Consider the following 21,865-nt stretch of genomic DNA (forward strand, 5'->3'; position numbering starts at 1 on the left):
TCCCGCATGCACCGGAGGAGAACTGCCATGCGCCGCATCCCGATCATCGCCGTCGCCGCCACGGCCGTCGCCCTGCTGCTCGGCGGCTGCGCGTCCACGGCATCCCCCGGGGCGAGCCCCACGGGCAGCACCGGTGCGTCGAACGCGTCCGGCGGAGGCGTCGCGCCGAAGGACGCGCCCTCGCCCGCGGATGCCGACGTGCTCACCGGCGAGCTTTCGGTGTCGGCCGCAGCCTCGCTGAAGGGCGCCTTCGACGAGGCGATCGGGCAGTTCGAGAAGCTCTTCCCCGGCGTGCACGTCACCGTGACCTACGACGGCTCCAGCACCCTCGCGACCCAGATCGACGGCGGTGCGAGGGTCGACGTGTTCGCCTCCGCCGACGAGGCGAACATGGCCAGGGTCACCGGCGCCGGCCTGGCATCCGATCCGACGGTGTTCGCGCGCAACACGCTGGTGGTGGTGACGCCGAAGGCGAATCCGGCCGGCATCAAGACGCTGGCGGATCTCGCGAAGCCCGGCGTGAAGGTCGTGCTCTGCGCACCCGAGGTGCCGTGCGGAGCAGCGTCGAGGAAGCTCCTCAGCGCGCAGGGCGTCGCGCTCACCCCGGTCAGTCAGGAGCAGAACGTCACGGCCGTGCTCACCAAGGTGCGCAGCGACGAGGCCGACGCGGGGCTCGTCTACAAGACGGATGCCGCTGCTGCCGCCGACGTGCGCTCGTTCACCCCGTCCGGCGCGGATCGGGTCGTGAACGCGTACCCGATCGTGGCGCTGAAGGATGCCCCGAACCCGGAGGCCGCGATGACGTTCGTGTCGTTCATCACCGGCGAGCAGGGGCAGGGCATCCTGGCGTCGTTCGGCTTCGACGGCCCGTGATGGCGAGCAGCCGCCCGCAGACGACCGGCGCCCGAGGCCACGCCCCGCGGGCGCTGATCGTGCCGGCGGTGCTCGGGATCGTGTTCCTGGTGCTGCCGCTGGCGGCGCTCGTCGGCCGCGTCCAGTGGGGGACCCTGTGGCAGGACGTGACCTCGGTCGAGGCGCTCAGTGCGCTGCGGCTCTCGCTGGGCACCGGGCTCGTGGCCACCGCGATCTGCCTGCTGATCGGCATCCCGCTGGCCCTGACCATCGCCCGGGCCGCCCCGCGCACCGCAGCCGTGCTGCGCGCGGTCGTCACCGTGCCGCTGGTGCTGCCGCCGATGGTCGGCGGTCTGGCGCTGCTGTTCCTGTTCGGCCGTTCCGGCTGGCTGGGCTGGACCGGATGGCAGGTGCCGTTCACGACCCCGGCCGTCGTGCTCGCTCAGGTGTTCGTCGCGCTCCCGTTCCTCGTGCTGGCGCTGGAGGGTGCCGTCCGCACATCGGGCGTGGAGTACGAGCGCACGGCGGCCGGGCTCGGGGCAGGCAGCTGGACGATCCTGTGGCGGGTCACGCTGCCGCTGGCGGGTCCCGGACTGCTGTCGGGAACCGTGCTGTGCTTCGCGCGGGCGGCAGGCGAGTTCGGCGCGACGGCGCTGTTCGCAGGCAACGCGCCCGGCGTGACGCAGACCATGCCGCTGGCGATCTACACGGCGTTCAATGGCGCCGGGGTCAGCCAGGGCAGCGCCATCGCCCTGTCGCTGATGCTGCTGGTCACCTCGGTGGCGGTGCTGCTGCTGGTGCGCGGCTGGCGGCCCGGCGGGGAAGCCGCCGTCGCGGAGGAGCTGCGATGAACGCGGATGCCACCGCCCTGCCCGCTGCGCTCGACGCCCACGTCCGAGTCGAGCGGGGCCCTTTCGTCCTGGATGCGCGGCTGACCGCGGCCGCCGGGGAGACGCTCGCCGTGATGGGCCCGTCGGGTGCGGGCAAGTCGACCCTCCTGGGCGCGATCGCCGGCTTCGCCCCGCTGACGGCGGGCGCCGTGCGGCTGGGAGGCAGGACCGTGCAGGACGCCGCCGGCGTCGACGTGCCGCCGCGCGAACGCGGCGTGATCCTGCTCGGCCAGCAGGCGCGTCTGTTCCCGCACCTGAGCGCGCGCGACAACATCGTCTTCGGGCTGTGTGCGCACGGGACGCGGAGAGCGGATGCCAGGGTGCGCGCCGACGCCTGGCTCGAGCGCGTCGGGCTGCCCGGCTTGGGCGATCGGCGCCCCGCACGGCTTTCGGGTGGACAGCAGCAGCGCGTCGCGCTCGCGCGGGCGCTCGCGGTGTCGCCGCGCGTGCTGCTGCTCGACGAGCCGCTGACCTCCCTCGATCCCGCCACCGCCGACGGCATCCGCTCCCTGCTTCGCGACGAGCTCGCCGCCACCGGCACCACCGCCGTGCTGGCCACGCACGACGCGACGGATGCCCGCGCCCTCGCCGACCGGCTGATCGTGCTCGAGCACGGCGGCGTCACCGCCGAGGGTCCACCCGATGCGGTCCTCGGCGCACCTGCGACGCCCTTCCTCGCCGCGGTCGCGTCGACACTGCCCGGGGCGGCCGGGCCCTGGCAGGCGCGCGTCGACGGCATCGAGACGGTCGCCGAGGGCATCCGCGCTCGCGCCCGCACTGCCGACGGCGACCTCGTCGAGCTGATCCTCCCGGCGGGTTCCCCCGTCGCGCCCGGCTCGACCGTCAGCATCCGGCCGCCGGCCTGACGACTGCAGGCCCGAACCGACCCCGGCTCCCGGCCGGGGGAGTACCGTGGCGGACAGTCAGGACGCACACCGGGAGGCCGCGATGGGCAGGATCACCACCCGCAAGAAGGTCGTTCGCATCACCGCCGCGACCGAAGACGCCGACGGCGCGGCCGTGCGCCGGCTCGACACGCTCGCCGTCGAGGAGCCGCTGGAGATCCGCGTGTCCGGCGCACCGCTCACGGTCACCATGCGCACGCCGGGACACGACGTCGAGCTCGCCGCCGGCTTCCTCGTCTCCGAGGGAGTGATCCGCCACCGCGACCAGTTCGCCTCCGCGATCCACTGCGGCGGACCGGGCACCGGCGGCTCCGCCGCAGCGCCGGGAGCCTATGCCCTCGGCGCGTCTGCGGCCGACGGCGGCAACACGTACAACGTCCTCGACGTGAGCCTGGCCCCCGGCACCCCGCTGCCCGACCCCTCACGGGCGCGGCACTCGTACACGACCAGCGCCTGCGGCGTGTGCGGTGCGGCGTCCATCGAGCAGGTCGCGACCGCCTCGGCCTTCGACGTCTCCGCGGATCCGCTGCAGGTGGATGCCGCGACCCTCGCCGACCTGCCGAACGCGCTGCGCTCGCGTCAGGAGGCCTTCGAGAAGACCGGCGGACTTCACGCCGCCGGACTGTACGACGCCGCCTCCGGCGAGCTGCTGGTCGTGAGGGAGGACGTCGGGCGGCACAACGCCGTCGACAAGGTGATCGGATGGGCGGTGCTGAACGGGCGCCTGCCGCTGACCGGAACCGTGCTGCAGGTGTCGGGACGGGCGAGCTTCGAGCTGGTGCAGAAGGCGGTCATGGCCGGCATCCCGATGCTGTCGGCCGTCTCGGCGCCGTCGTCGCTGGCCGTCGAGATGGCCGAGTCCACCGGCCTCACCCTGGTCGGCTTCTTGCGCGGGGCGAGCATGAACGTCTACTCCCGGCCCGAGCGCGTGCGGGAGGCCGTGCCCGCGGCCGTGTGACCCGCGGCTCTTGTGCGGATCGGATGTCACTGATAGGCCAGGTGAGACAGGTGGAGGAGCGTGTGATGGCAGCCAAGGCCCCGATCCAGGACATCGACGATGACGCGAGGGACATGGAGGTCGGCCCGCCCAAGGAATGGGCCGCGGGAGTGCCGGGCGTGCTGCACTCGATGGTGCCGGGGATCAGGGAGATGGGCGCGAGGCGTGCGCTCACCCTGCTCACCGACATGAACCAGAAGGACGGCTTCGACTGCATGAGCTGCGCGTGGGCCGATCCCGACCACCGCAAGACGTTCGAGTTCTGCGAGAACGGGGCGAAGGCGGTCACCTGGGAGGCCACGCCGGTCACGATCCCCACCGCGTTCTGGGCGCAGAACTCCATCAGCAGCCTGCTCTCCAAGTCGGAGTACTGGCTGGGCATGCAGGGCCGGCTGATCGAACCCGTGTACAAGCCGCAGGGCGAGGATCACTACCGGCCGATCTCCTGGGACGACGCGTTCACCCTGATCGCCGACCGGCTGAAGGCCCTGGACTCGCCCGACGAGGCCACCTTCTACACCAGCGGCCGCACCGCCAATGAGACCGCGTTCATCTACCAGCTGATGGCGCGCACGCTGGGCACCAACAACCTCCCGGACTGCTCGAACATGTGCCACGAGTCCACCGGCACGGCGCTGGGCGAGGTGATCGGCATCGGCAAGAGCACGATCTCCTACGACGACTTCGGCAAGGCCGACCTCATCATCGTGATGGGTCAGAACCCCGGCACCAACCATCCGCGCATGCTCACCGCGCTGGAGGAGGCCAAGGACAACGGCGCGAAGATCGTCGCCGTCAACACGCTGCACGAGGCGGGACTCACCCGCTACAAGAACCCGCAGCGCGTGCGCGGCATCATCGGCCGCGGCACGGGCCTGGCCGATCAGTACCTGCTCATCCGTGCGGGCGGCGACGGCTGGCTGATGAAGGCCCTCTCGAAGCGGGTCCTGGAGGCGGAGGACGCCGCACCGGGGACGGTGCTCGACCACGCGTTCCTCGACGAGCACTGCCAGGGACTGGAGGAGTTCCGCGAGCACCTCAGGAGCCTCGACGAGGACATGGTGCTGCGGGCCACCGGCCTCTCCCGGGCCGAGATCGACGAGCTCGCCGACCGCTATCTGCACTCCGAGCGGGTCATCATCACCTGGGCGATGGGGCTCACCCAGCACCGGGACGCGGTGAGGATCCTGAAGGAGGTCATGAACCTGCTGCTCCTGCGCGGGAACATCGGCAAGCCCGGCGCCGGGGCCTCGCCGATCCGCGGCCACAGCAACGTGCAGGGCGATCGCACCATGGGCATCTGGGAGCAGATGCCGGAGAGCTTCCTCGCAGCCCTGGACCGGGAGTTCGGCATCACGGTGCCGCGCGAGCACGGCTACGACGTGGTCAAGTCGGTGCAGGCGATGCGCGAGGGCAGGACCAAGGTGTGGATGGCCATGGGCGGCAACATGGTCTCGGCGGTCTCCGACACGCACGCCGCCGAGGAGGGTTTCCGAAACGTCGGACTGAACGTGCAGGTCTCCACCAAGCTCAACCGCAGCCACCTCACCGTCGGGGACGAGGCGATCATCCTGCCGGTGCTCGGACGCACCGAGATCGACCGGCAGGCGGCCGGCGAGCAGTCGCTGTCGGTGGAGGACTCGGTGTGCGCGATCCACGCCACCCGCGGCAGGGTCGAGCCGATCTCCGATCAGCTCAAGTCCGAGGTGTCGGTGGTCGTCGGCATCGCGCGGGCGCTGTGGGGCGACGACGGGCCGATCGACTGGGCCGGATTCGAGAAGGACTACGACCGGATCCGCGACCACATCGAGCACGTCGTCCCCGGGTTCGACGACTTCAACGCGCGGCTGCGCGAGGAGCACGGCTTCATCCTTCCGCACGGACCGCGCGACTCCCGCACCTTCCCCACGGCGACCGGCAGGGCGATGATCACCGTCAACGAGCTGGAGTACCTGGAGCGCCCTCCCGGCCGGCTCCTGCTGCAGTCGATGCGCGCGCACGACCAGTTCAACACCACGATCTACGGTCTCGACGACCGTTACCGCGGCATCAGGAAGAGCCGCCGCGTGATCTTCGTGAACCCCGACGACCTCAGGGAGCTCGGCATCGCCGACGGGCAGATCGTCGACGTGCACAGCGAGTACGAGGACGGAGTCGACCGCGTGGTCCACGAGTTCAAGGCGGTCTCCTATCCGACCTCGCGCGGGTGCGCGGCGACCTACTTCCCGGAGGGGAACCCGCTGGTGCCGCTGGGGCTGACGGCGCTCGGCAGCAACACGCCCGCGTCGAAGGGCGTGGTCGTCCGGCTGGAGCCCGTCACCCGCTGAGCGGTCCGATCCGGCCGCGGGCACGGACGCGACGACTACGGTGGAGGACATGGCACTGCAGCTCGGACCACGACTGCGGGACACCCGCGGGCGGATGCTGCGCGACCTCCGCATCTCCGTCACCGACCGCTGCAACTTCCGCTGCGTGTACTGCATGCCCAAGGAGGTCTTCGGGCGCGACCACGACTTCCTGCCGCACGCCATGCTGCTGAGCTTCGAGGAGATCGTGCGCGTCGCCCGGGCAGGCGTCGCGCACGGCGTGCACAAGCTGCGGCTGACCGGTGGCGAGCCCCTGCTGCGCCGCGACATCGAGAAGCTGATCGCGATGCTGGCCGAGCTGCGCACCCCCGAGGGGGAGCGCCTCGACATCGCCCTGACCACCAACGGCTCGGCCCTCGCGCACAAGGCGCAGGCGCTGCGGGATGCCGGGCTGAATCGCGTCACGGTCTCGCTGGACTCCCTCGACGACGCGACCTTCCGCGCCATGAACGACATCGACTTCCCGCTGGAGCGCGTGCTCGACGGCATCCGCGCGGCCGAGGAGGCCGGCTTCGACGCCATTAAGGTCAACACCGTGGTCAAGCGCGGCGCGAACGAGGACGACGTGCTCGGCATCGCCGAGAGCTTCCGCGGCACCGGAGTGACCGTGCGCTTCATCGAGTTCATGGACGTGGGCACCACCAACGGCTGGAACCTCGACCAGGTGGTGTCCTCGGCCGAGATCGTCGAGCGGATCGACGCCGTGCATCCGCTCGAACCGCTGCAGCCCGCCTACCCCGGTGAGACCGCGACGCGCTGGCGCTACCGCGACGGGGCGGGCGAGATCGGCGCGATCTCCAGCGTCACGGCCCCGTTCTGCGGCGACTGCACCCGCGCGCGCATCTCCGCCGACGGCAAGCTGTTCACCTGCCTGTTCGCCTCCCGCGGGCACGACCTGCGCGCGCTGCTGCGCGGCGGATGCTCGGATGCCGAGCTGGAGGCCGCCCTGGCGCAGATCTGGGGTGCACGCGACGACCGCTACTCCGAGCTGCGCTCCGCCGACACACCCGCGGAGCGCATCGAGATGTCGTACATCGGCGGATGAGCGCGGAGCTGCTGATCGACCGGCGCGGCGACGCGCTGACGTACCGCGTGCCGGACGACGGGGTCGAGCTCGCGCACGGCACGGTCGACGGGATCGGCGGGGCGCTCGCGCACATCGTCCACACCGTGCGTCCGCCGGTGCGCCCGGGGGAGGCGGCGCCGACGGTGCTCAGCATCCGGCACCGCACCGAGCAGACCCTCGCCGACACGGACGCCGCGGTCGCGGCGATCCTGCGGATCTGCGCGGAAAAGGGTCCGGCGATGGGGGAGACCCCGCGGGTGGTTCTCGCTACGCTTGAGGGGAGCGCCACACCGGATCCGAGCGCCATGGCCGCCGAAGCACCCGTGCCCGACAACTGCACCGTCCCCAGGAGTCCCATCGTGTCCGAAGACCTGCCCGATCTGCGCCGCGCTGCGGGCGTGCTGTTCGACCTCGACGGCGTGCTCACCCCGACCGCCGAAGTGCACATGCGCGCCTGGCAGGCCGTGTTCGACGAGGTGCTGACCCGCTGGGGCGTCACCGAGCCGTACACGGACGCCGACTACTTCGCCTATGTCGACGGCAAGAAGCGCTACGACGGCGTGGCCAGCCTGCTGCGCAGCCGCAACATCGAGATCCCGTGGGGCGAGGTGACCGATCCGCCCGAGGCCGAGACCATCTGCGGCGTCGGCAACCGCAAGAACGCCGCGTTCGCCGCGGCCCTGCGCAGTGAGGGCATCGCGCCGTACCCCGGTTCGCTCGCGCTGCTGGAGCAGCTCCGCGCGGCCGAGGTGCCGATGGGCGTGGTGTCCAGCTCGAAGAACGCGGCGGAGGTGCTGGCATCCGCCGGCATCCGCGACTTCTTCCGCATCGTCGTCGACGGCGTCGTCGCCGAGCACGAGCACCTCGCGTCCAAGCCCGCGCCCGACATGTTCCGCGAGGGCGCCAGGATGCTGGGAGTCGACCCCTCCGAGGCGATCGCCGTGGAGGATGCGGTCTCGGGCGTGGCATCCGCGGCATCGGCCGGCTACGCGACGGTCGTCGGCGTCGACCGCGGCGCAGGCGCCGACGCGCTGCGCGAGGCCGGCGCCACCTGTATCGTCGATGATCTTGCGCGTCTGCTCGACGGCGACAAGCACTGAACCCCTCACCCTTCAGATTCCCTTCGGAGAACGCATGATCGACCGCGAACGCCACCCCGTGGATCCCTGGCGCCTGATCGAGACCAGCTACGACGACGACGGCGTGTCCGAGACGATCTTCTCGGTCGGCAACGGCTACCTCGGTCTGCGCGGCAACCACATCGAGGGTCGCGGCGCGCACGAGCACGGCACGTTCATCAACGGCCTGCACGAGACCTGGCCGATCCGGCACGCCGAGCAGGCGTACGGGTTCGCCGAGGTGGGGCAGACGATCGTCAACGCCCCCGACGCCAAGGTCATGCGCGTCTACATCGACGATGAGCCGCTCTCCTTCGACGAGGCCGAGATCCACGAGTACTCCCGGGTCCTCGACATGCGCACGGGCGTCCTGTCGCGCACGGTCGTGTGGGTCACGCCGTCCGGCAAGCGCGTGCGCATGCGGGACGAGCGCATCGTCAGCTTCGACGAGCGGCACCTGGCGGTGCTGCGGCTCGAGGTCGTGGTGGAGAACGCCGACGCCCCGGTCACGATCAGCTGCCAGCTGCTGAACCGTCAGGACGGCGCCGGCATCTACGCAGGCGACCCGATGGCGTCGAAGTCCGAGGGCAAGGCCGGTTTCGACCCGCGCAAGGCGGAGAAGATCACCGAGCGCGTGCTGCAGCCGGTGGAGTACTGGCAGGACGGGCTGCGCTCCGCGCTGTCGTACCGGGTGAACGATTCGGGCATGAGCGTCGCGGTCGTCGCCGACCACGTGGTCGAGACCGAGAACGACTACAGCGCCCGGACGCTCATCGAGCCCGACATCGCGAAGAACGTGTTCCGCGTGCAGGCGAAGGCCGGTGTGCCGATCCGGATCAGCAAGATCGTCAGCTATCACAGCTCGCGGGGCGTGCCGCCGCGTGAGCTCGTCGACCGCTGCCGCCGCTCGCTGGACCGCGTGGGCGTGGAGGGCGTCGACGCCCTGTTCCGCGCCCAGGAGGCGTGGCTCGCGGCGTTCTGGGAGCGCTCCGACGTGCGCATCGCCAGCCACGACGACCTGCAGCAGGCCACCCGGTGGTGCCTGTTCCAGCTCGCGCAGGCGGCGTCCCGCGCCGACGGCACCGGTGTCCCCGCCAAGGGGCTGACCGGCTCGGGCTACAGCGGCCACTACTTCTGGGACACCGAGATCTACGTCCTGCCGTTCCTCACCTACACGTCGCCGCAGTGGGCGAAGAACGCGCTGCGCGCCCGGGTGCTCATGCTGCCCGCCGCCCGCCGTCGTGCCGCCCAGCTCAACGAGGCGGGCGCCCTGTTCCCGTGGCGCACGATCAACGGCGAGGAGGCGTCGGCGTACTACGCCGCAGGCACCGCGCAGTACCACATCAACGCCGACGTCAGCTATGCGCTCGGCAAGTACGTGCGCGCCACCGGCGACGAGGAGTTCCTGCGCCGGGAGGGCGCCGACATCGCGGTCGAGACCGCGCGGCTGTGGGCGACCCTGGGCTTCTGGCGCGGCACCAACGGCCACTCGACGTTCCACATCCACGGCGTCACCGGTCCGGACGAGTACACCACGGTCGTCAACGACAACCTGTTCACGAACGTGATGGCGCGGTACAACCTGCGGCTGGCCGCACGAGTGGTGCGCGAGATGGCCGAGCAGGACCCGGCCGCCTACGCCGCACTGGTCGAGCGCACCGGTCTGGATGCCGGGGAGCGGGAGGCCTGGGATCGGGCGGCCGAGGCGATCCACATCCCGTTCAGCGAAGCGCTGCGCATCCACCCCCAGGACTCGCTGTTCCTGGAGCGCGAGGTGTGGGACCTGGAGGGCACCTCGCCTGACCAGCGCCCGCTGCTGCTGCACTACCACCCGCTGGTGATCTACCGGTTCCAGGTGCTCAAGCAGGCGGATGTCGTGCTGGCGCTGTTCCTGCAGGGCAACCACTTCACCGACGAGGAGAAGCTTGCCGACTTCGACTACTACGACCCGCTGACCACCGGCGACTCGACCCTGTCGGCCGTGGTGCAGTCGATCATGGCGGCGGAGGTCGGATACCAGGATCTCGCGCGCGAGTACTTCGAGCAGGCGCTGTTCGTCGACTTGGGCAACCTGCACCACAACTCGTCGGACGGCGTGCACGTGGCATCCGCCGGCGGTGTGTGGACCGCGCTGGTCAGCGGCTTCGGCGGCATGCGCGACCACGACGGGCTGCTGAGCTTCGACCCGCGCCTGCCGGCCGACTGGCCCGAGCTGTCGTACGCGCTGCAGTGGCACGGCTCGCAGCTGCAGGTGACCGTGACACGAGAGGCGCTGCGGCTCGAGGTGCGCTCGGGCGATCCGGTGGACTTCAGCGTGCGCGGGGTCGCGTACCGGGCATCCGTCGCCGAGCCGGCCGTGGTGGCGCTGGCGGGTCAGGGTCCCGTGCGGCCCGGCCGCCCGACGCTGCGCCAGTTCGAGGACGCCCGGCGCGACGACGGCACGCTCATGCAGCCGACCGTGCCCGTGACCACCACGTCGATTCCGGTCATCGGGGTGTTCGAGGACTAGGGATGACGGTCGCCGTCATCGTGCTGGGACTGATCCCGGCGCTCATCGTGCTGGTCCTCGCGGTCCTCGCGCGGGTGGCGTCGAACCGGGCACCGGCGTCGCCGGGGCCGCAGTTCGCGCCCCTCGTCGGCGCGACGGTGCTCGACGACGCGCTGCTGCTGGATGCCGATCGCAGAGCGGCCGCCGCGATGCTCGTCGACATGGCGGTGGGCAGGCGCATCCGGCTTCTCGCGGAGGAGCCGGACGGCACCGGCCGGCGCGCACGCCGGCGCACCCCGGTGGGCGTCGAGATCGTCGAGGGCGCGGAGTTCAGCGCCGATGAGCTGAAGCTGCTGGAGGCCGTGCTGGGCGACGGCGCAGGCCGGGAGCGGGTGCGGCGTCTCTCGTCGAGCGGACGCGCGCTCGCCCACCGGGTGCGGGCGGTGCTCGACGGCGCGCGGGAGCGGCTGGAGGATGCCGGACTGCTCCGGCCCGGCCGACGGCACTGGCCCGTCGCGCTGCTGCGCGCCGCCGCGGTGCTCCTGCTGCTGTGGAACGGCTTCCTGCTGATCGCCGCGCTGGCCGAGGGACCGGTGGCGGCGTCGATCCTGCTGGGGTGCGGGATGCTGGTCTGCCTGGTAGCGCTGGTGGTCGTGCCGCGGGCATGGCGGACGTTCCTGCCGGCGTCCGAGCCGGCGCGGGCGCACCTCGCCGGCCTGCGCGAGTACATGGCGCTCGCCGAGGCCGAGCCTCTGCGGTTCCTGCAGTCGACGGAGGGGGCGCTGCTCTCCGGCGACGTGTCGCCCGATGCCGCAGCGCAGCGTCTGCAGCGGTTCCTGCTCAACGAGCGGCTGCTTCCGTACGCCGTGCTGTTCGGCATGGAGCGCTCCTGGGCGCAGCTGGTGCGGGTGCAGTCCGACGGGCTGCCCGCGGTGGAGGGCGTCGGCGATGTGCTCGAGGCGACCGCCCTGGTGCTGCAGGTGATCGAGCTGATCGGCGGCGCGGTGCAGCTCGTCGGCGCGGTCATCGACCTGGGCGACGCGGTCGGCGGCGTGGCGGAGCTGGCCGGGGGCCTGCTGGACGCGTGAGCGGCCGAGCGAGTGTCCCAGGCACGCCGTAGGCTGGACGGGTGACGACAGCCCTCTACCGCCGCTACCGGCCCGAGACCTTCGCGGAGATGATCGGGCAGTCCCAGGTGACCGATCCGCTCATGACCGCTCTGCGCGGCGACCGGGTCGGACACGCCTACCTGTTCTCCGGTCCGCGCGGCTGCGGCAAGACCACGTCGGCGCGCATCCTCGCGCGCTGCCTGAACTGCGCCGAGGGCCCCACCGACACCCCGTGCGGTGTGTGCCCGAGCTGCGTGGAGCTGTCCCGCAACGGCGGCGGTTCGCTGGACGTCGTCGAGATCGACGCCGCCAGCCACAACGGCGTCGACGACGCCCGCGACCTGCGCGAGCGGGCCACCTTCGCGCCCAGCCGCGACAGGTACAAGATCTTCATCCTCGACGAGGCGCACATGGTCACGCCGCAGGGATTCAACGCCCTGCTGAAGCTGGTCGAGGAGCCGCCCGCGCACGTGAAGTTCATCTTCGCGACCACCGAGCCCGAGAAGGTGCTCGGCACCATCCGCTCCCGCACGCACCACTACCCGTTCCGGCTCGTGCCGCCGGCGGCGATGATCGAGTACGTCGAGAAGCTGTGCGTCGAGGAGGGCGTGCAGGTCGAGCCGGGCGTGCTGGGGCTGGTCGTCCGCGCCGGTGGCGGTTCGCCGCGTGACACCCTCTCGCTGCTGGATCAGCTGATCGCGGGATCCGACGGGGGCAACGTGACCTACGAGCGCGCGGTCGCGCTGCTCGGCTACACGCACGCGGCTCTGCTCGACGAGATCGTCGAGGCGCTCGCCGCGGGCGATGCGGCGGCGGCCTTCCCCGCCGTGGACCGCGTCGTGCAGACGGGCCAGGACCCGCGCCGCTTCGTCGACGACCTGCTCGAGCGCCTGCGCGACCTGATCGTCATCGCCGCGGTCGGCGACGGCGCCTCGGCAGTGCTGCGCGGGCTGCCCGCCGACGAGATGCAGCGGATGGTCGCGCAGGCCGCGAGCTTCGGCGCCGCCCGTCTGTCGCGCACCGCCGATCTGGTGAGCCAGGCGCTCGATGACATGACCGGGGCGACCTCGCCGCGCCTGCACCTGGAACTGCTGGTCGCTCGCGTGCTGGCGGGATCGCCCGCGGATGCTGCGGGCCAGGTGGCGGCGGTGCAGTCGACCGCGCCTCGGGCCGTGGCTCCGGCCGCCGGTGCGCCGGCGCCGGTCGCTTCCGCTTCCGCTGGTTCCGCCTCGGGTCCTGCGGCGGCGGGCTCTGCCCCGTCCTCGTCGGTTCAGACCGGTTCCGCCGCGGCTCCTTCGGACGTGGCCGCGTCCGGCGCTCCCGCGTCGGTGACGCCCGCATCCGGATCCGCCGCCGCGACGCCGGATTCCGAAGAGCCCGGCTCCTCGACGGCCGCGGATGCTTCGTCCGACGAAGCCGCTGCGACGGCGGAAACCACCGGGACCGCCGAGTCCGAGCCGGCGGACGGCGCCGCCCCGACGTCTCCGGACTCCGAGTCGGAGTCCATGACCTCGGATGCGGAGCCGGAGGTCTCGGTTCCGACGGGCCCCGTCACGTTCGACCGCATCTCCGCCGCGTGGTCGGCGGTGCTGGACCGCCTCGCGTCGGCGAGCCGCTCGTCCTGGCTGGTGGCCACCGGCACCCAGCCGCTCGCCTACGATCCCGACAGCGGTGTGCTGACGCTCGGCTTCGCGAGCGCGGCCGATGTGCCGAAGTTCAAGGGCACGAAGCCCGGGCAGGGGCCCTCCGACCACCTGCGCACGGCCATCGAGCAGGAGCTCGGCATCACCGTGAGGTACCTGCCCGCTCCGCTGCCGCCGTCCGGCGGCGGGTCGGCTCCCCGTCCTGCTCCGCCCGCGCCCGCACCTCAGCAGCCGGTCGGCGGCGACGATGCGCCCGCGGCCGGCTGGGCCAACCCGATGAGCGCCCCCGAGTCGATCGATGACTCCGCGCGCGGCGGCGGTTCCGGAGTCGGCTCCCCGGCGGCATCCGGCGGACGTGCGCCCGCGGCATCCGCGTCGTCCCGCTCCGCGGCGGCCGCAGTGACGGAATGGGCCGTCGCGCCGATCCCGACCTCCGCCCCCGAGACGCCCGCCGGAGCCGTGCTCACGGCACCGGCACCCGCAGCGCCGGTGTCCACCGCGCCGACAACAACCGTGCAGCAGCAGTTCCCGGTGGATGAGGAGCCGGCCGATGCCGAGGCATCGGGATCCGCCCCGCAGCCGCCGGTCGACGGCGCGATCGACTCGCCGCCCGAGGTGGACTACCCACCGTTCGACGATGCGCCTCCGTACGACGACGAGCCGCCCTACGACCCCGCCTACGACGGCCCGCAGGACGATCCGCGGGCATCCGCCTCCTACGGTCGCGGACCGGCGGCACCGGCCAGGGCCATGTCCGCGCCCTCTGCCCCAGCGCAGGCGGTCACCGCCCCCACGAAGCCCGCACCGGCGTCCTCTGCGGCCGAGCCCCGCGCGGCGGCACCTGTCGTCTCCCGTGTCGCGCCCGTCGCCGGCGGTGTCGAGCGACGGGGAGAGGCCGTGATCCGCCAGGTGCTCGGAGCCCGCTTCCTGCGTGAAGAGCCCTACCAGCCCCCGACGAGGTTCAACTGATGTACGACGGCATCGTCCAGGAGCTGATCGACGAGTTCGGCCGGCTCCCCGGCATCGGCCCGAAGTCCGCGCAGCGCATCGCGTTCCACATCCTGCAGACCCCGTCCTTCGACGTCGCGCGTCTGTCGGAGCTGCTCACCGAGGTGCGCGCCCGCGTGCGCTTCTGCGAGGTGTGCGGCAACGTGTCCGAGCAGGACCGTTGCGCCATCTGCCGCGATCCTCGCCGCAACGCCGAGCTGATCTGCGTGGTCGAGGACGCCAAGGACGTCGCGGCCATCGAGCGCACCCGCGAGTTCCGCGGGCTGTACCACGTGCTCGGCGGCGCGATCAGCCCCATCGCGGGCGTCGGCCCCGATGACCTGCGCATCGCCCAGCTGATGACCCGTCTCGCCGACGGCACCGTGCAGGAGGTCATCCTCGCCACGAACCCCAACCTCGAGGGCGAGGCGACCGCCAGCTACCTCAGCCGGCTGCTGACCAGCATGGAGATCACCGTCTCGCGGCTGGCATCCGGCCTGCCCGTCGGCGGCGACCTGGAGTACGCGGACGAGGTGACGCTGGGACGGGCCTTCGAGGGCCGTCGACGCCTGTGAACGCGCAGGCGGGATTCACCCGGAAGGGGTGGATCCTGTTCGCCGTCATGGCGTTCGTGTGGGGCATCACCTACCTGTTCATCAAGGAGGCGGTCGAGACCTTCGGACCGCCGGCGGTGGTCGCCGGACGCACGCTGCTGGGCGGCCTCGTGCTGCTCCCGTTCGCGATCCGCAGCGGCGCGCTGAAGGCGGCCTGGAAGCACTGGCCGTGGGTGCTCGTGTTCGGTCTGCTGGAGATGGGCGGGCCCTTCCTGCTCCTCAGCCATGCCGAGACGCAACTGCCTTCGGGCCTCACCGGGCTCCTGGTCGCGACGGTGCCGCTGTTCGCGGTGATCATCGCCCTGCTGCGCGGCGACAGGTCCGCGCTCGCGCCGATCCGGCTGGGCGGTCTGCTCGTCGGGTTCGCCGGCGTGGTCGTGGTCGTCGCGGGACCCGGTCTGTTCCCGCACGAGCCGGCCAGCATGATCGCCATCGGCGAGATCCTGCTCACCGCCGTGATGTATGCGATCGCACCGTTCGTCATCGCGTACAAGCTCTCCGACGTCCCCTCGATCGGCACGATCACGCTGGCGCTGTTCGCGATCGGGCTGGCGTATCTGCCGGCGGCGCTGCTCACGCCGCACGAGCCGCCGACCGTTCGCTCTGCGGGCTCGCTGCTGCTGCTCGGAGTGATCTGCACCGCGCTCGCGTTCGTCGCCTTCTTCGCGCTGATCCGCGAGGTCGGCCCGGTGCGCGCCCCGCTGTTCACCTACATCAACCCGATCGTCGCGATCGTGCTCGGCACGGTGCTCGTCGCAGAGCCGGTCACCCCTGGTCTGCTGATCGGCTTCCCGATCATCCTGATCGGATGCTGGTTCGCCGCCACCGGCGGACGGCTGAAGCCCCGGGCATCCGAGGCCGCGCCTGCGGCCGTCGAGTAGCCGACCGCTGTCACATGCGCGGGACGGCATGGAGCCGATCCGTACAATGATCCTGGGCGGTTCCGCCCACCGTCCCCGGGAGTGATCGTGGCCCTGATCGTGCAGAAGTACGGCGGTTCGTCCGTCGCCGACGCAGAGAGCATCAAGCGCGTCGCCAAGCGCATCGTCGACACCCGTCGCGCCGGCCACGACGTCGTCGTCGCGGTGAGCGCCATGGGCGACACCACCGACGAGATGCTGGATCTCGCGCACGAGGTGGCGCCGATCCCCGCCCCGCGCGAACTGGACATGCTGCTCTCCAGCGGTGAGCGCATCTCGATGGCGCTGCTGGCGATGGCCATCCACTCGATGGGCTTCGAGGCGCGCTCGTTCACCGGCAGCCAGGCCGGCATGATCACCGACTCGCACCACGGCAAGGCGCGCATCGTCGACGTCACCCCCGTGCGCCTGCGCGAGGCGCTGGACGAGGGGGCGATCGTCATCGTCGCCGGCTTCCAGGGCTTCAACCGCGACACCCGCGACATCACCACGCTCGGCCGCGGCGGCTCCGACACGACCGCGGTCGCACTGGCCGCTGCGCTGAAGGCCGACGTCTGCGAGATCTACAGCGACGTCGACGGCATCTACACGGCAGACCCGCGCGTCATCCCGCGCGCCGCCAAGCTCGACCACATCTCCAGCGAGGAGATGCTCGAGCTCGCCGCGAACGGCGCGAAGGTGCTGTACATCCGGGCCGTCGAGTACGCGCGCCGTCACGGCGTGCTCATCCACGCACGATCCACGTTCTCGTCCGCCGAGGGCACCTACGTTCTGGGCGAGGGCATGAAGAACCCCCGCGAATCCGAGGGAGCAGCCATGGAAGAACCCATCGTCGCCGGCGTCGCCACCGACCTCAGCCAGGCCAAGATCACCGTCGCCGGCGTGCCGGACGTTCCCGGCAAGGCCGCCGAGATCTTCAAGATCGTCTCCAAGTCGGGCGCCAACGTCGACATGATCGTGCAGAACGTGTCGGCCGCATCGACGGGCCGCACCGACATCTCCTTCACGCTGTCCAAGGCCGACGCCGCAGGCACCATCAAGGCGCTCGCGGCCGAGCAGGCCGCGGTCGGCTTCGAGAACCTGCTGCACGACGACCAGATCGGCAAGCTCTCGGTCGTCGGCGCGGGCATGCGCACGCACTCGGGCGTCTCCGAGATCCTCTTCGACGCGCTCAGCCGCGGCGGCGTGAACATCGAGATGATCTCCACCTCCGAGATCCGCATCTCGGTCGTGGTGCGCGGATCCGACCTGGCCCAGGCGGCGCGGGCCGTGCACACCGCCTACGGTCTGGACAGCGAGATCGAGGCCGTCGTCCACGCCGGCACCGGCCGCTGACGTCCGACGTGCGACGGCGCCGGCCCGATACGATCGTCGGATGACGACGGATGCCGGGGCGAAGACCGAATCGGACGCAGGAGATCTCACGATCCGCGACCTCGAGCCGGCCGATCGCGACGCCTGGGCCGTGCTGTTCCGCGGCTACCGCGACTTCTACGATCTCGAGCACGACGACGCCGTCATCGACACGGTCTGGAACTGGCTGCAGGATCCCGGCCACGAGCTGAACGCGCTGCTCGCGCTGCGGGACGGCACGCCGATCGGCATCGCGCACTGGCGTCGTTTCGTCCGCCCGTCGCGCGGCGCGACGGCCATCTTCCTGGACGACCTCTTCGTCTCGCCCGGGGTGCGCGGCGGGGGAGTGGGCCGCGCGCTGCTGAGCCGGCTGCACGAGATCGCCCGCGAGGAGGGCCTGATCGAGGTGCGCTGGATCACTTCGTACACCAACACCGACGCGCAGCGCCTGTACGACCGGGTCGCCCTCCGCGCTCCGTTCCACACGTACATCGACCAGGTCTGACCCGAACCTCCGCCTGTCACGACCGGTCCCGTCGCCATCGCGAGCGGGTAGACTCGCCGCAACCCTGACATCGGCGCCGGGCGCAGCATCCTCACCCGGGGCTGAGCCTGGCGCACCGTCTCCACGCCAAGGACTGCTCATGACCCGCATCTCAGACTCAGGTTTCTCGATCGCCATCGTCGGCGCGACCGGACAGGTCGGCACCGTCATGCGCGAGATCCTCGCCGAGCGCTCGTTCCCGATCCGCGAACTGCGGCTGTTCGCCTCCGCCCGCTCGGCCGGGACGAGCATCGACTTCGGCGGCACCGACGTGATCGTCGAGGACGTGGAGACCGCGGATGCCTCGGGCATCGACATCGCGCTGTTCTCGGCGGGCGCGACCGCCAGCCGCGCCTACGCGCCGAAGTTCGCCGCCGCCGGCGCCGTCGTGGTCGACAACTCCAGCGCGTGGCGGATGGACCCGGAGGTCCCGCTGGTCGTCAGCGAGGTCAACCCGGATGCCATGGACGAGCGCCCCAAGGGCATCATCGCCAACCCGAACTGCACCACGATGGCCGCGATGCCCGTCATGAAGGCGCTGCACGCCGAAGCCGGTCTCGAGCGACTGATCGTCAGCACCTACCAGGCCGTCTCCGGCTCCGGACTCGCCGGCGCCCAGGAGCTGCTCGGCCAGGTGGAGGGCGTGCTCGCCCAGGGCGACACCCTGCGGCTCGTGCACGACGGCTCCTCCGTCGACTTCCCGCAGCCGGAGAAGTACGTGGCGCCGATCGCCTTCGACGTCATCCCGCTGGCCGGCTCCATCGTCGACGACGGCGACAACGAGACCGACGAGGAGAAGAAGCTCCGCAACGAGAGCCGCAAGATCCTCGGCCTCCCCGATCTGCGCGTCGCAGGCACCTGCGTGCGGGTGCCCGTGTTCACCGGCCACTCGCTCTCGATCCACGCCGAGTTCGCGAACGACATCACCCCGGAGCGCGCCTACGAGATCCTCGCCGCAGCCCCGGGCGTCGTCGTCGACGAGGTGCCGACCCCGCTGCAGGCGGCGGGCAAGGACCCGAGCTTCGTCGGCCGCATCCGCGCCGACCAGTCCGCGCCCGAGGGCAAGGGACTCGTGCTGTTCATCAGCAACGACAACCTGCGCAAGGGCGCCGCGCTGAACGCCGTGCAGATCGCGGAGGAGCTCGCGAAGCGGCTGGTCCCGGCATCCGCCTGAGCCGTCGCGCGGAAATCGGGACGGATGCCGACGGCTAGACTTATCGGGTGACTGAAACCGTCGATGTCGTTCTGATCGGTGGGGGCATCATGTCCGCCACTCTGGGTACCCTGCTGCACGAACTGCAGCCGGACTGGAAGATCGTCGCCTATGAGCGACTCAGCGACGTCGCCGAGGAGAGCTCGCACGCGTTCAACAACGCGGGCACCGGCCACGCCGCGCTCTGCGAGCTGAACTACACGCCGGAGGCGGCCGACGGCAGCGTCGACGTCAGCAAGGCGGTCTCGATCAACGAGCAGTTCCAGCTCAGCCGGCAGTTCTGGTCCAGCCTGGTCGACCGCGGCGTGCTCAGCGAGCCCGACACGTTCATCAACCCGACTCCGCACATGACCTTCGTGCGCGGAGAGAAGAACGTCTCCTTCCTGAAGACGCGCTACGAGGCACTGTCGAAGCAGACGCTGTTCGCCGACATGGAATACAGCGAGGACTCCCGCGTCATCAACAAGTGGGCGCCGCTGCTCATGGAGAAGCGGCTCACCGCCGACGCGCCCTTCGCCGCGACACGCGTCACGGGCGGCACCGACGTCGACTTCGGCGCCCTGACCCACCAGCTCTTCGACCACCTGAAGAGCTCCGGCGTGCAGGTGCTCCCCAATCACGAGGTGCGCTCGCTCAAGAAGCAGAAGGACGGCACGTGGCTGGTGAAGAACCGCCAGACGGTCGGCCGCACCCCCAGCCAGGTCAAGGCGCGCTTCGTGTTCGTCGGCGCCGGCGGCTGGGCCCTCAAGCTTCTGCAGAACAGCGGCATCCCCGAGATCAAGGGCTACGGATGCTTCCCGATCGGCGGCCAGTGGCTGATGACCACCAAGCCCGAGATCGTCGCCAAGCACCAGGCCAAGGTGTACTCCAAGGCGACCGTCGGCGCCCCGCCGATGTCCGTTCCGCACCTGGACACGCGTGTCGTCGACGGTGAGACCTCGGTGCTGTTCGGGCCGTTCGCCACGTTCAGCCCGAAGTTCCTGAAGAACGGCTCGAACTGGGACATCGTCACGCAGGTGCGTCCGTCGAACCTGTTCAGCATGCTGAAGGTCGCGGTCACCAACTTCGACCTCATCAAGTACCTGGTGACCGAGCTGCTCAAGAACCACAGCCGCAAGGTCGACGACCTGCGAGAGCTCATGCCTGACGCCAAGGACGAGGACTGGACGCTGCGTCAGGCCGGTCAGCGCGCCCAGGTCATGCACAACGGCAACCTGCAGTTCGGCACCGAGGTGATCACCTCGGCGGACGGCTCGATCTCGGGTCTGCTGGGCGCATCGCCGGGCGCGTCCACGGCCGTGCCGATCATGCTGGGCCTGCTCAAGCGCTGCTTCGCCGAGGAGTATGCGGGCTGGGAGCCCCGGCTGCGCGAGCTGATCCCCACGCTGGGGGAGAAGCTGAACGACCAGCCCGAGCTGGCGGAGAAGACGTTCGCGGAGACCTCGGCGACCCTGTCGCTGCAGAGCTGACGGAACCACCGTGGCGAAGCTGTACTTCCGCTACGGCGCGATGAACTCGGGCAAGTCGACGGCTCTGCTGCAGGCGGCCTACAACTACGAGGAGCGCGGGCAGCGGGTGCTGCTCGCCAAGCCCGAGATCGACACCAAGGGGGCCTCGCAGATCGAGAGCCGCCTCGGCATGACGCGTGAGGTCGACTTCCTGATCGGATCCGAGGACGACGCCCGTGCGCTGTTCGCGGTGCATCGGCAGCGGATCCGCGACGAGGTCGACGAGGAGCTGCTCCCCGCGGCGCCCGCCGACGTGGCGTGCCTGCTGATCGACGAGGCCCAGTTCCTCACGCCCGAGCAGATCGACGATCTGTTCCGGATCGCGGTGCTGGACGGCATCCCCGTTCTCGCCTACGGCATCCGCAACGACTTCCGCACGCATGCGTTCCCGGGCTCCGCCCGGCTGCTGGCGATCGCTCACACGCTCGAGGAGCTGAAGACGATCTGCCGCTGCGGCCGCAAGGCCGTGTTCAACGGGCGCAAGGTGGACGACCGGTTCGTGTTCGACGGCGACCAGGTCGCGATCGACGGCGTCGCCGTGACCTACGAGTCGCTGTGCGGCAACTGCTACCTCGAGGAGTCCGGGGGAGTGCTGGGCTGACGCCCGGAGGCCGATCACCGGCCGCATCGGACCGCCGAGCGCTGGGCCGCTGAAACTGCTGGCTTTCCACGCACGCAGATGCCACCATCGGAACGTGTCCAGCGCAGCGAAACTCACCTCCGCGATCGCGGGTCTCACCTTGGTCGTGATCGCGCTCGCCGGGTGCACGGCGGCGTCCGAGCCCGCCGCTTCCACGCCGTCGGAGAAGCCCGTCGCGGCCGAGCCCGCCGCGGTCTCGCCCGCGAAGCCGTCGTCGACGCCGACGCCCGTGAGCACGCCGCTCGACCCGTGCCCCTCGCCGCGTCCGGTGATCTCGCTCGTGCAGGACGGAAGGAAGACCGGCCACAGCTTCACGGAGGGCGCCGGGAAGGTCACCGGGGTGCTTGACGGCGAGCTGATCGACCTGGGCCCGCGCGAATTTGCGAAGGGTGCGGTGAAGCTGAACAGCGCGGGCGAGATCGTCAGCTACACGGTGGCGTCCGGTGATGCCATTCTCGCGATCAACAAGCGTTTCTGCGTCACCGACTACTACAGCATCATCGGCTACAACAGCGGTCTCGAGCCGCTGCGCTCCCGCCCCGCCCATCAGAAGATCCAGCCTGGCGACGTCCTCGTTCTCCGCCCCGACCCCGAGGTCGAGTGGCTTCCGCCCGTCGACTGAGAAGCACCGAAACGGCGTTTGCGTGGTCTG

18 protein-coding genes are annotated in these 21,865 nt (G+C 71.0%); all 18 read left to right on the forward strand.

Annotated features, from left to right (window positions below; genetic code table 11):
- Positions 1-27: 27 nt before the first annotated feature.
- Positions 28-873, forward strand: coding sequence for a molybdate ABC transporter substrate-binding protein (gene modA, locus ACTJJ4_RS17955; protein ID WP_440944593.1), 846 nt, complete (start codon positions 28-30; stop codon positions 871-873).
- Positions 873-1,703: a molybdate ABC transporter permease subunit gene (gene modB / locus ACTJJ4_RS17960; protein WP_440944594.1), complete on the forward strand. Its 831-nt coding sequence runs from the start codon at positions 873-875 to the stop codon at positions 1,701-1,703. The genes modA and modB overlap by 1 nt, the downstream gene beginning before the upstream one ends.
- On the forward strand, positions 1,700-2,608 hold the full coding sequence (locus tag ACTJJ4_RS17965) for an ABC transporter ATP-binding protein (protein WP_440944595.1): 909 nt from the start codon (positions 1,700-1,702) through the stop codon (positions 2,606-2,608). The genes modB and ACTJJ4_RS17965 overlap by 4 nt, the downstream gene beginning before the upstream one ends.
- Before the next feature lie 82 nt (positions 2,609-2,690).
- Positions 2,691-3,605 carry a formate dehydrogenase accessory sulfurtransferase FdhD gene (gene fdhD, locus ACTJJ4_RS17970; RefSeq protein ID WP_440944629.1) on the forward strand — a complete coding sequence of 305 codons (915 nt, stop codon included), beginning with the start codon at positions 2,691-2,693 and terminating at the stop codon, positions 3,603-3,605.
- 65 nt (positions 3,606-3,670) lie between these two features.
- On the forward strand, positions 3,671-5,971 hold the full coding sequence (locus ACTJJ4_RS17975; protein WP_440944596.1) for an FdhF/YdeP family oxidoreductase: 2,301 nt from the start codon (positions 3,671-3,673) through the stop codon (positions 5,969-5,971).
- A 49-nt stretch (positions 5,972-6,020) separates the two neighbouring features.
- Positions 6,021-7,055 carry a GTP 3',8-cyclase MoaA gene (moaA, locus tag ACTJJ4_RS17980; protein WP_440944597.1) on the forward strand — a complete coding sequence of 345 codons (1,035 nt, stop codon included), beginning with the start codon at positions 6,021-6,023 and terminating at the stop codon, positions 7,053-7,055.
- A gap of 380 nt (positions 7,056-7,435) precedes the next feature.
- Positions 7,436-8,176 carry an HAD family hydrolase gene (locus tag ACTJJ4_RS17985; protein WP_440944630.1) on the forward strand — a complete coding sequence of 247 codons (741 nt, stop codon included), beginning with the start codon at positions 7,436-7,438 and terminating at the stop codon, positions 8,174-8,176.
- Positions 8,177-8,210: 34 nt separating this feature from the next.
- Positions 8,211-10,703: a glycoside hydrolase family 65 protein gene (locus ACTJJ4_RS17990; protein WP_440944598.1), complete on the forward strand. Its 2,493-nt coding sequence runs from the start codon at positions 8,211-8,213 to the stop codon at positions 10,701-10,703.
- Positions 10,704-10,705: 2 nt separating this feature from the next.
- Positions 10,706-11,770 carry a hypothetical protein gene (locus ACTJJ4_RS17995; protein ID WP_440944599.1) on the forward strand — a complete coding sequence of 355 codons (1,065 nt, stop codon included), beginning with the start codon at positions 10,706-10,708 and terminating at the stop codon, positions 11,768-11,770.
- A gap of 41 nt (positions 11,771-11,811) precedes the next feature.
- Entirely contained in the window at positions 11,812-14,403 is a 2,592-nt protein-coding gene (locus tag ACTJJ4_RS18000) for a DNA polymerase III subunit gamma and tau (protein ID WP_440944600.1), read from the forward strand.
- Positions 14,403-14,996 (forward strand): recombination mediator RecR, encoded by a 594-nt coding sequence (gene recR / locus ACTJJ4_RS18005; protein ID WP_285636729.1) that lies wholly within the window; start codon positions 14,403-14,405, stop codon positions 14,994-14,996. Before ACTJJ4_RS18000 ends, recR begins: the two co-directional genes overlap by 1 nt.
- Positions 14,993-15,916, forward strand: coding sequence for a DMT family transporter (locus ACTJJ4_RS18010; RefSeq protein WP_440944601.1), 924 nt, complete (start codon positions 14,993-14,995; stop codon positions 15,914-15,916). The genes recR and ACTJJ4_RS18010 overlap by 4 nt, the downstream gene beginning before the upstream one ends.
- 87 nt (positions 15,917-16,003) lie before the next feature.
- Positions 16,004-17,290, forward strand: a complete 1,287-nt coding sequence (locus ACTJJ4_RS18015) for an aspartate kinase (RefSeq protein WP_440944602.1) — start codon at positions 16,004-16,006, stop codon at positions 17,288-17,290.
- A gap of 40 nt (positions 17,291-17,330) precedes the next feature.
- Entirely contained in the window at positions 17,331-17,813 is a 483-nt protein-coding gene (locus ACTJJ4_RS18020) for an N-acetyltransferase family protein (protein ID WP_440944603.1), read from the forward strand.
- Between the two features lie 139 nt (positions 17,814-17,952).
- The gene (locus ACTJJ4_RS18025) at positions 17,953-19,026 is read left to right on the forward strand and encodes an aspartate-semialdehyde dehydrogenase (RefSeq protein ID WP_292704762.1); all 1,074 of its coding nucleotides are present in this window, start codon (positions 17,953-17,955) and stop codon (positions 19,024-19,026) included.
- Between the two features lie 47 nt (positions 19,027-19,073).
- Positions 19,074-20,534, forward strand: coding sequence for a malate dehydrogenase (quinone) (mqo, locus tag ACTJJ4_RS18030; RefSeq protein WP_440944604.1), 1,461 nt, complete (start codon positions 19,074-19,076; stop codon positions 20,532-20,534).
- Between the two features lie 10 nt (positions 20,535-20,544).
- On the forward strand, positions 20,545-21,174 hold the full coding sequence (locus tag ACTJJ4_RS18035) for a thymidine kinase (protein ID WP_440944605.1): 630 nt from the start codon (positions 20,545-20,547) through the stop codon (positions 21,172-21,174).
- A 94-nt stretch (positions 21,175-21,268) separates the two neighbouring features.
- Positions 21,269-21,835 (forward strand): hypothetical protein, encoded by a 567-nt coding sequence (locus ACTJJ4_RS18040; RefSeq protein WP_440944606.1) that lies wholly within the window; start codon positions 21,269-21,271, stop codon positions 21,833-21,835.
- Positions 21,836-21,865: the final 30 nt, after the last annotated feature.

Source organism: Microbacterium sp. 22195, assembly GCF_052056515.1.
Taxonomy (GTDB): Bacteria; Actinomycetota; Actinomycetes; order Actinomycetales; family Microbacteriaceae; genus Microbacterium.

Bases quoted from the DNA above. Each gene is read 5' to 3' on its own strand.
- fdhD (WP_440944629.1), top strand. From the start codon at position 2,691: ATGGGCAGGATCACCACCCGCAAGAAGGTCGTTCGCATCACCGCCGCG.
- moaA (WP_440944597.1), top strand. From the start codon at position 6,021: ATGGCACTGCAGCTCGGACCACGACTGCGGGACACCCGCGGGCGGATG.
- ACTJJ4_RS17995 (WP_440944599.1), top strand. From the start codon at position 10,706: ATGACGGTCGCCGTCATCGTGCTGGGACTGATCCCGGCGCTCATCGTG.
- ACTJJ4_RS18025 (WP_292704762.1), top strand. From the start codon at position 17,953: ATGACCCGCATCTCAGACTCAGGTTTCTCGATCGCCATCGTCGGCGCG.
- ACTJJ4_RS18020 (WP_440944603.1), top strand. From the start codon at position 17,331: ATGACGACGGATGCCGGGGCGAAGACCGAATCGGACGCAGGAGATCTC.
- ACTJJ4_RS17975 (WP_440944596.1), top strand. From the start codon at position 3,671: ATGGCAGCCAAGGCCCCGATCCAGGACATCGACGATGACGCGAGGGAC.
- recR (WP_285636729.1), top strand. From the start codon at position 14,403: ATGTACGACGGCATCGTCCAGGAGCTGATCGACGAGTTCGGCCGGCTC.
- ACTJJ4_RS17990 (WP_440944598.1), top strand. From the start codon at position 8,211: ATGATCGACCGCGAACGCCACCCCGTGGATCCCTGGCGCCTGATCGAG.
- modA (WP_440944593.1), top strand. From the start codon at position 28: ATGCGCCGCATCCCGATCATCGCCGTCGCCGCCACGGCCGTCGCCCTG.
- ACTJJ4_RS17965 (WP_440944595.1), top strand. From the start codon at position 1,700: ATGAACGCGGATGCCACCGCCCTGCCCGCTGCGCTCGACGCCCACGTC.
- modB (WP_440944594.1), top strand. From the start codon at position 873: ATGGCGAGCAGCCGCCCGCAGACGACCGGCGCCCGAGGCCACGCCCCG.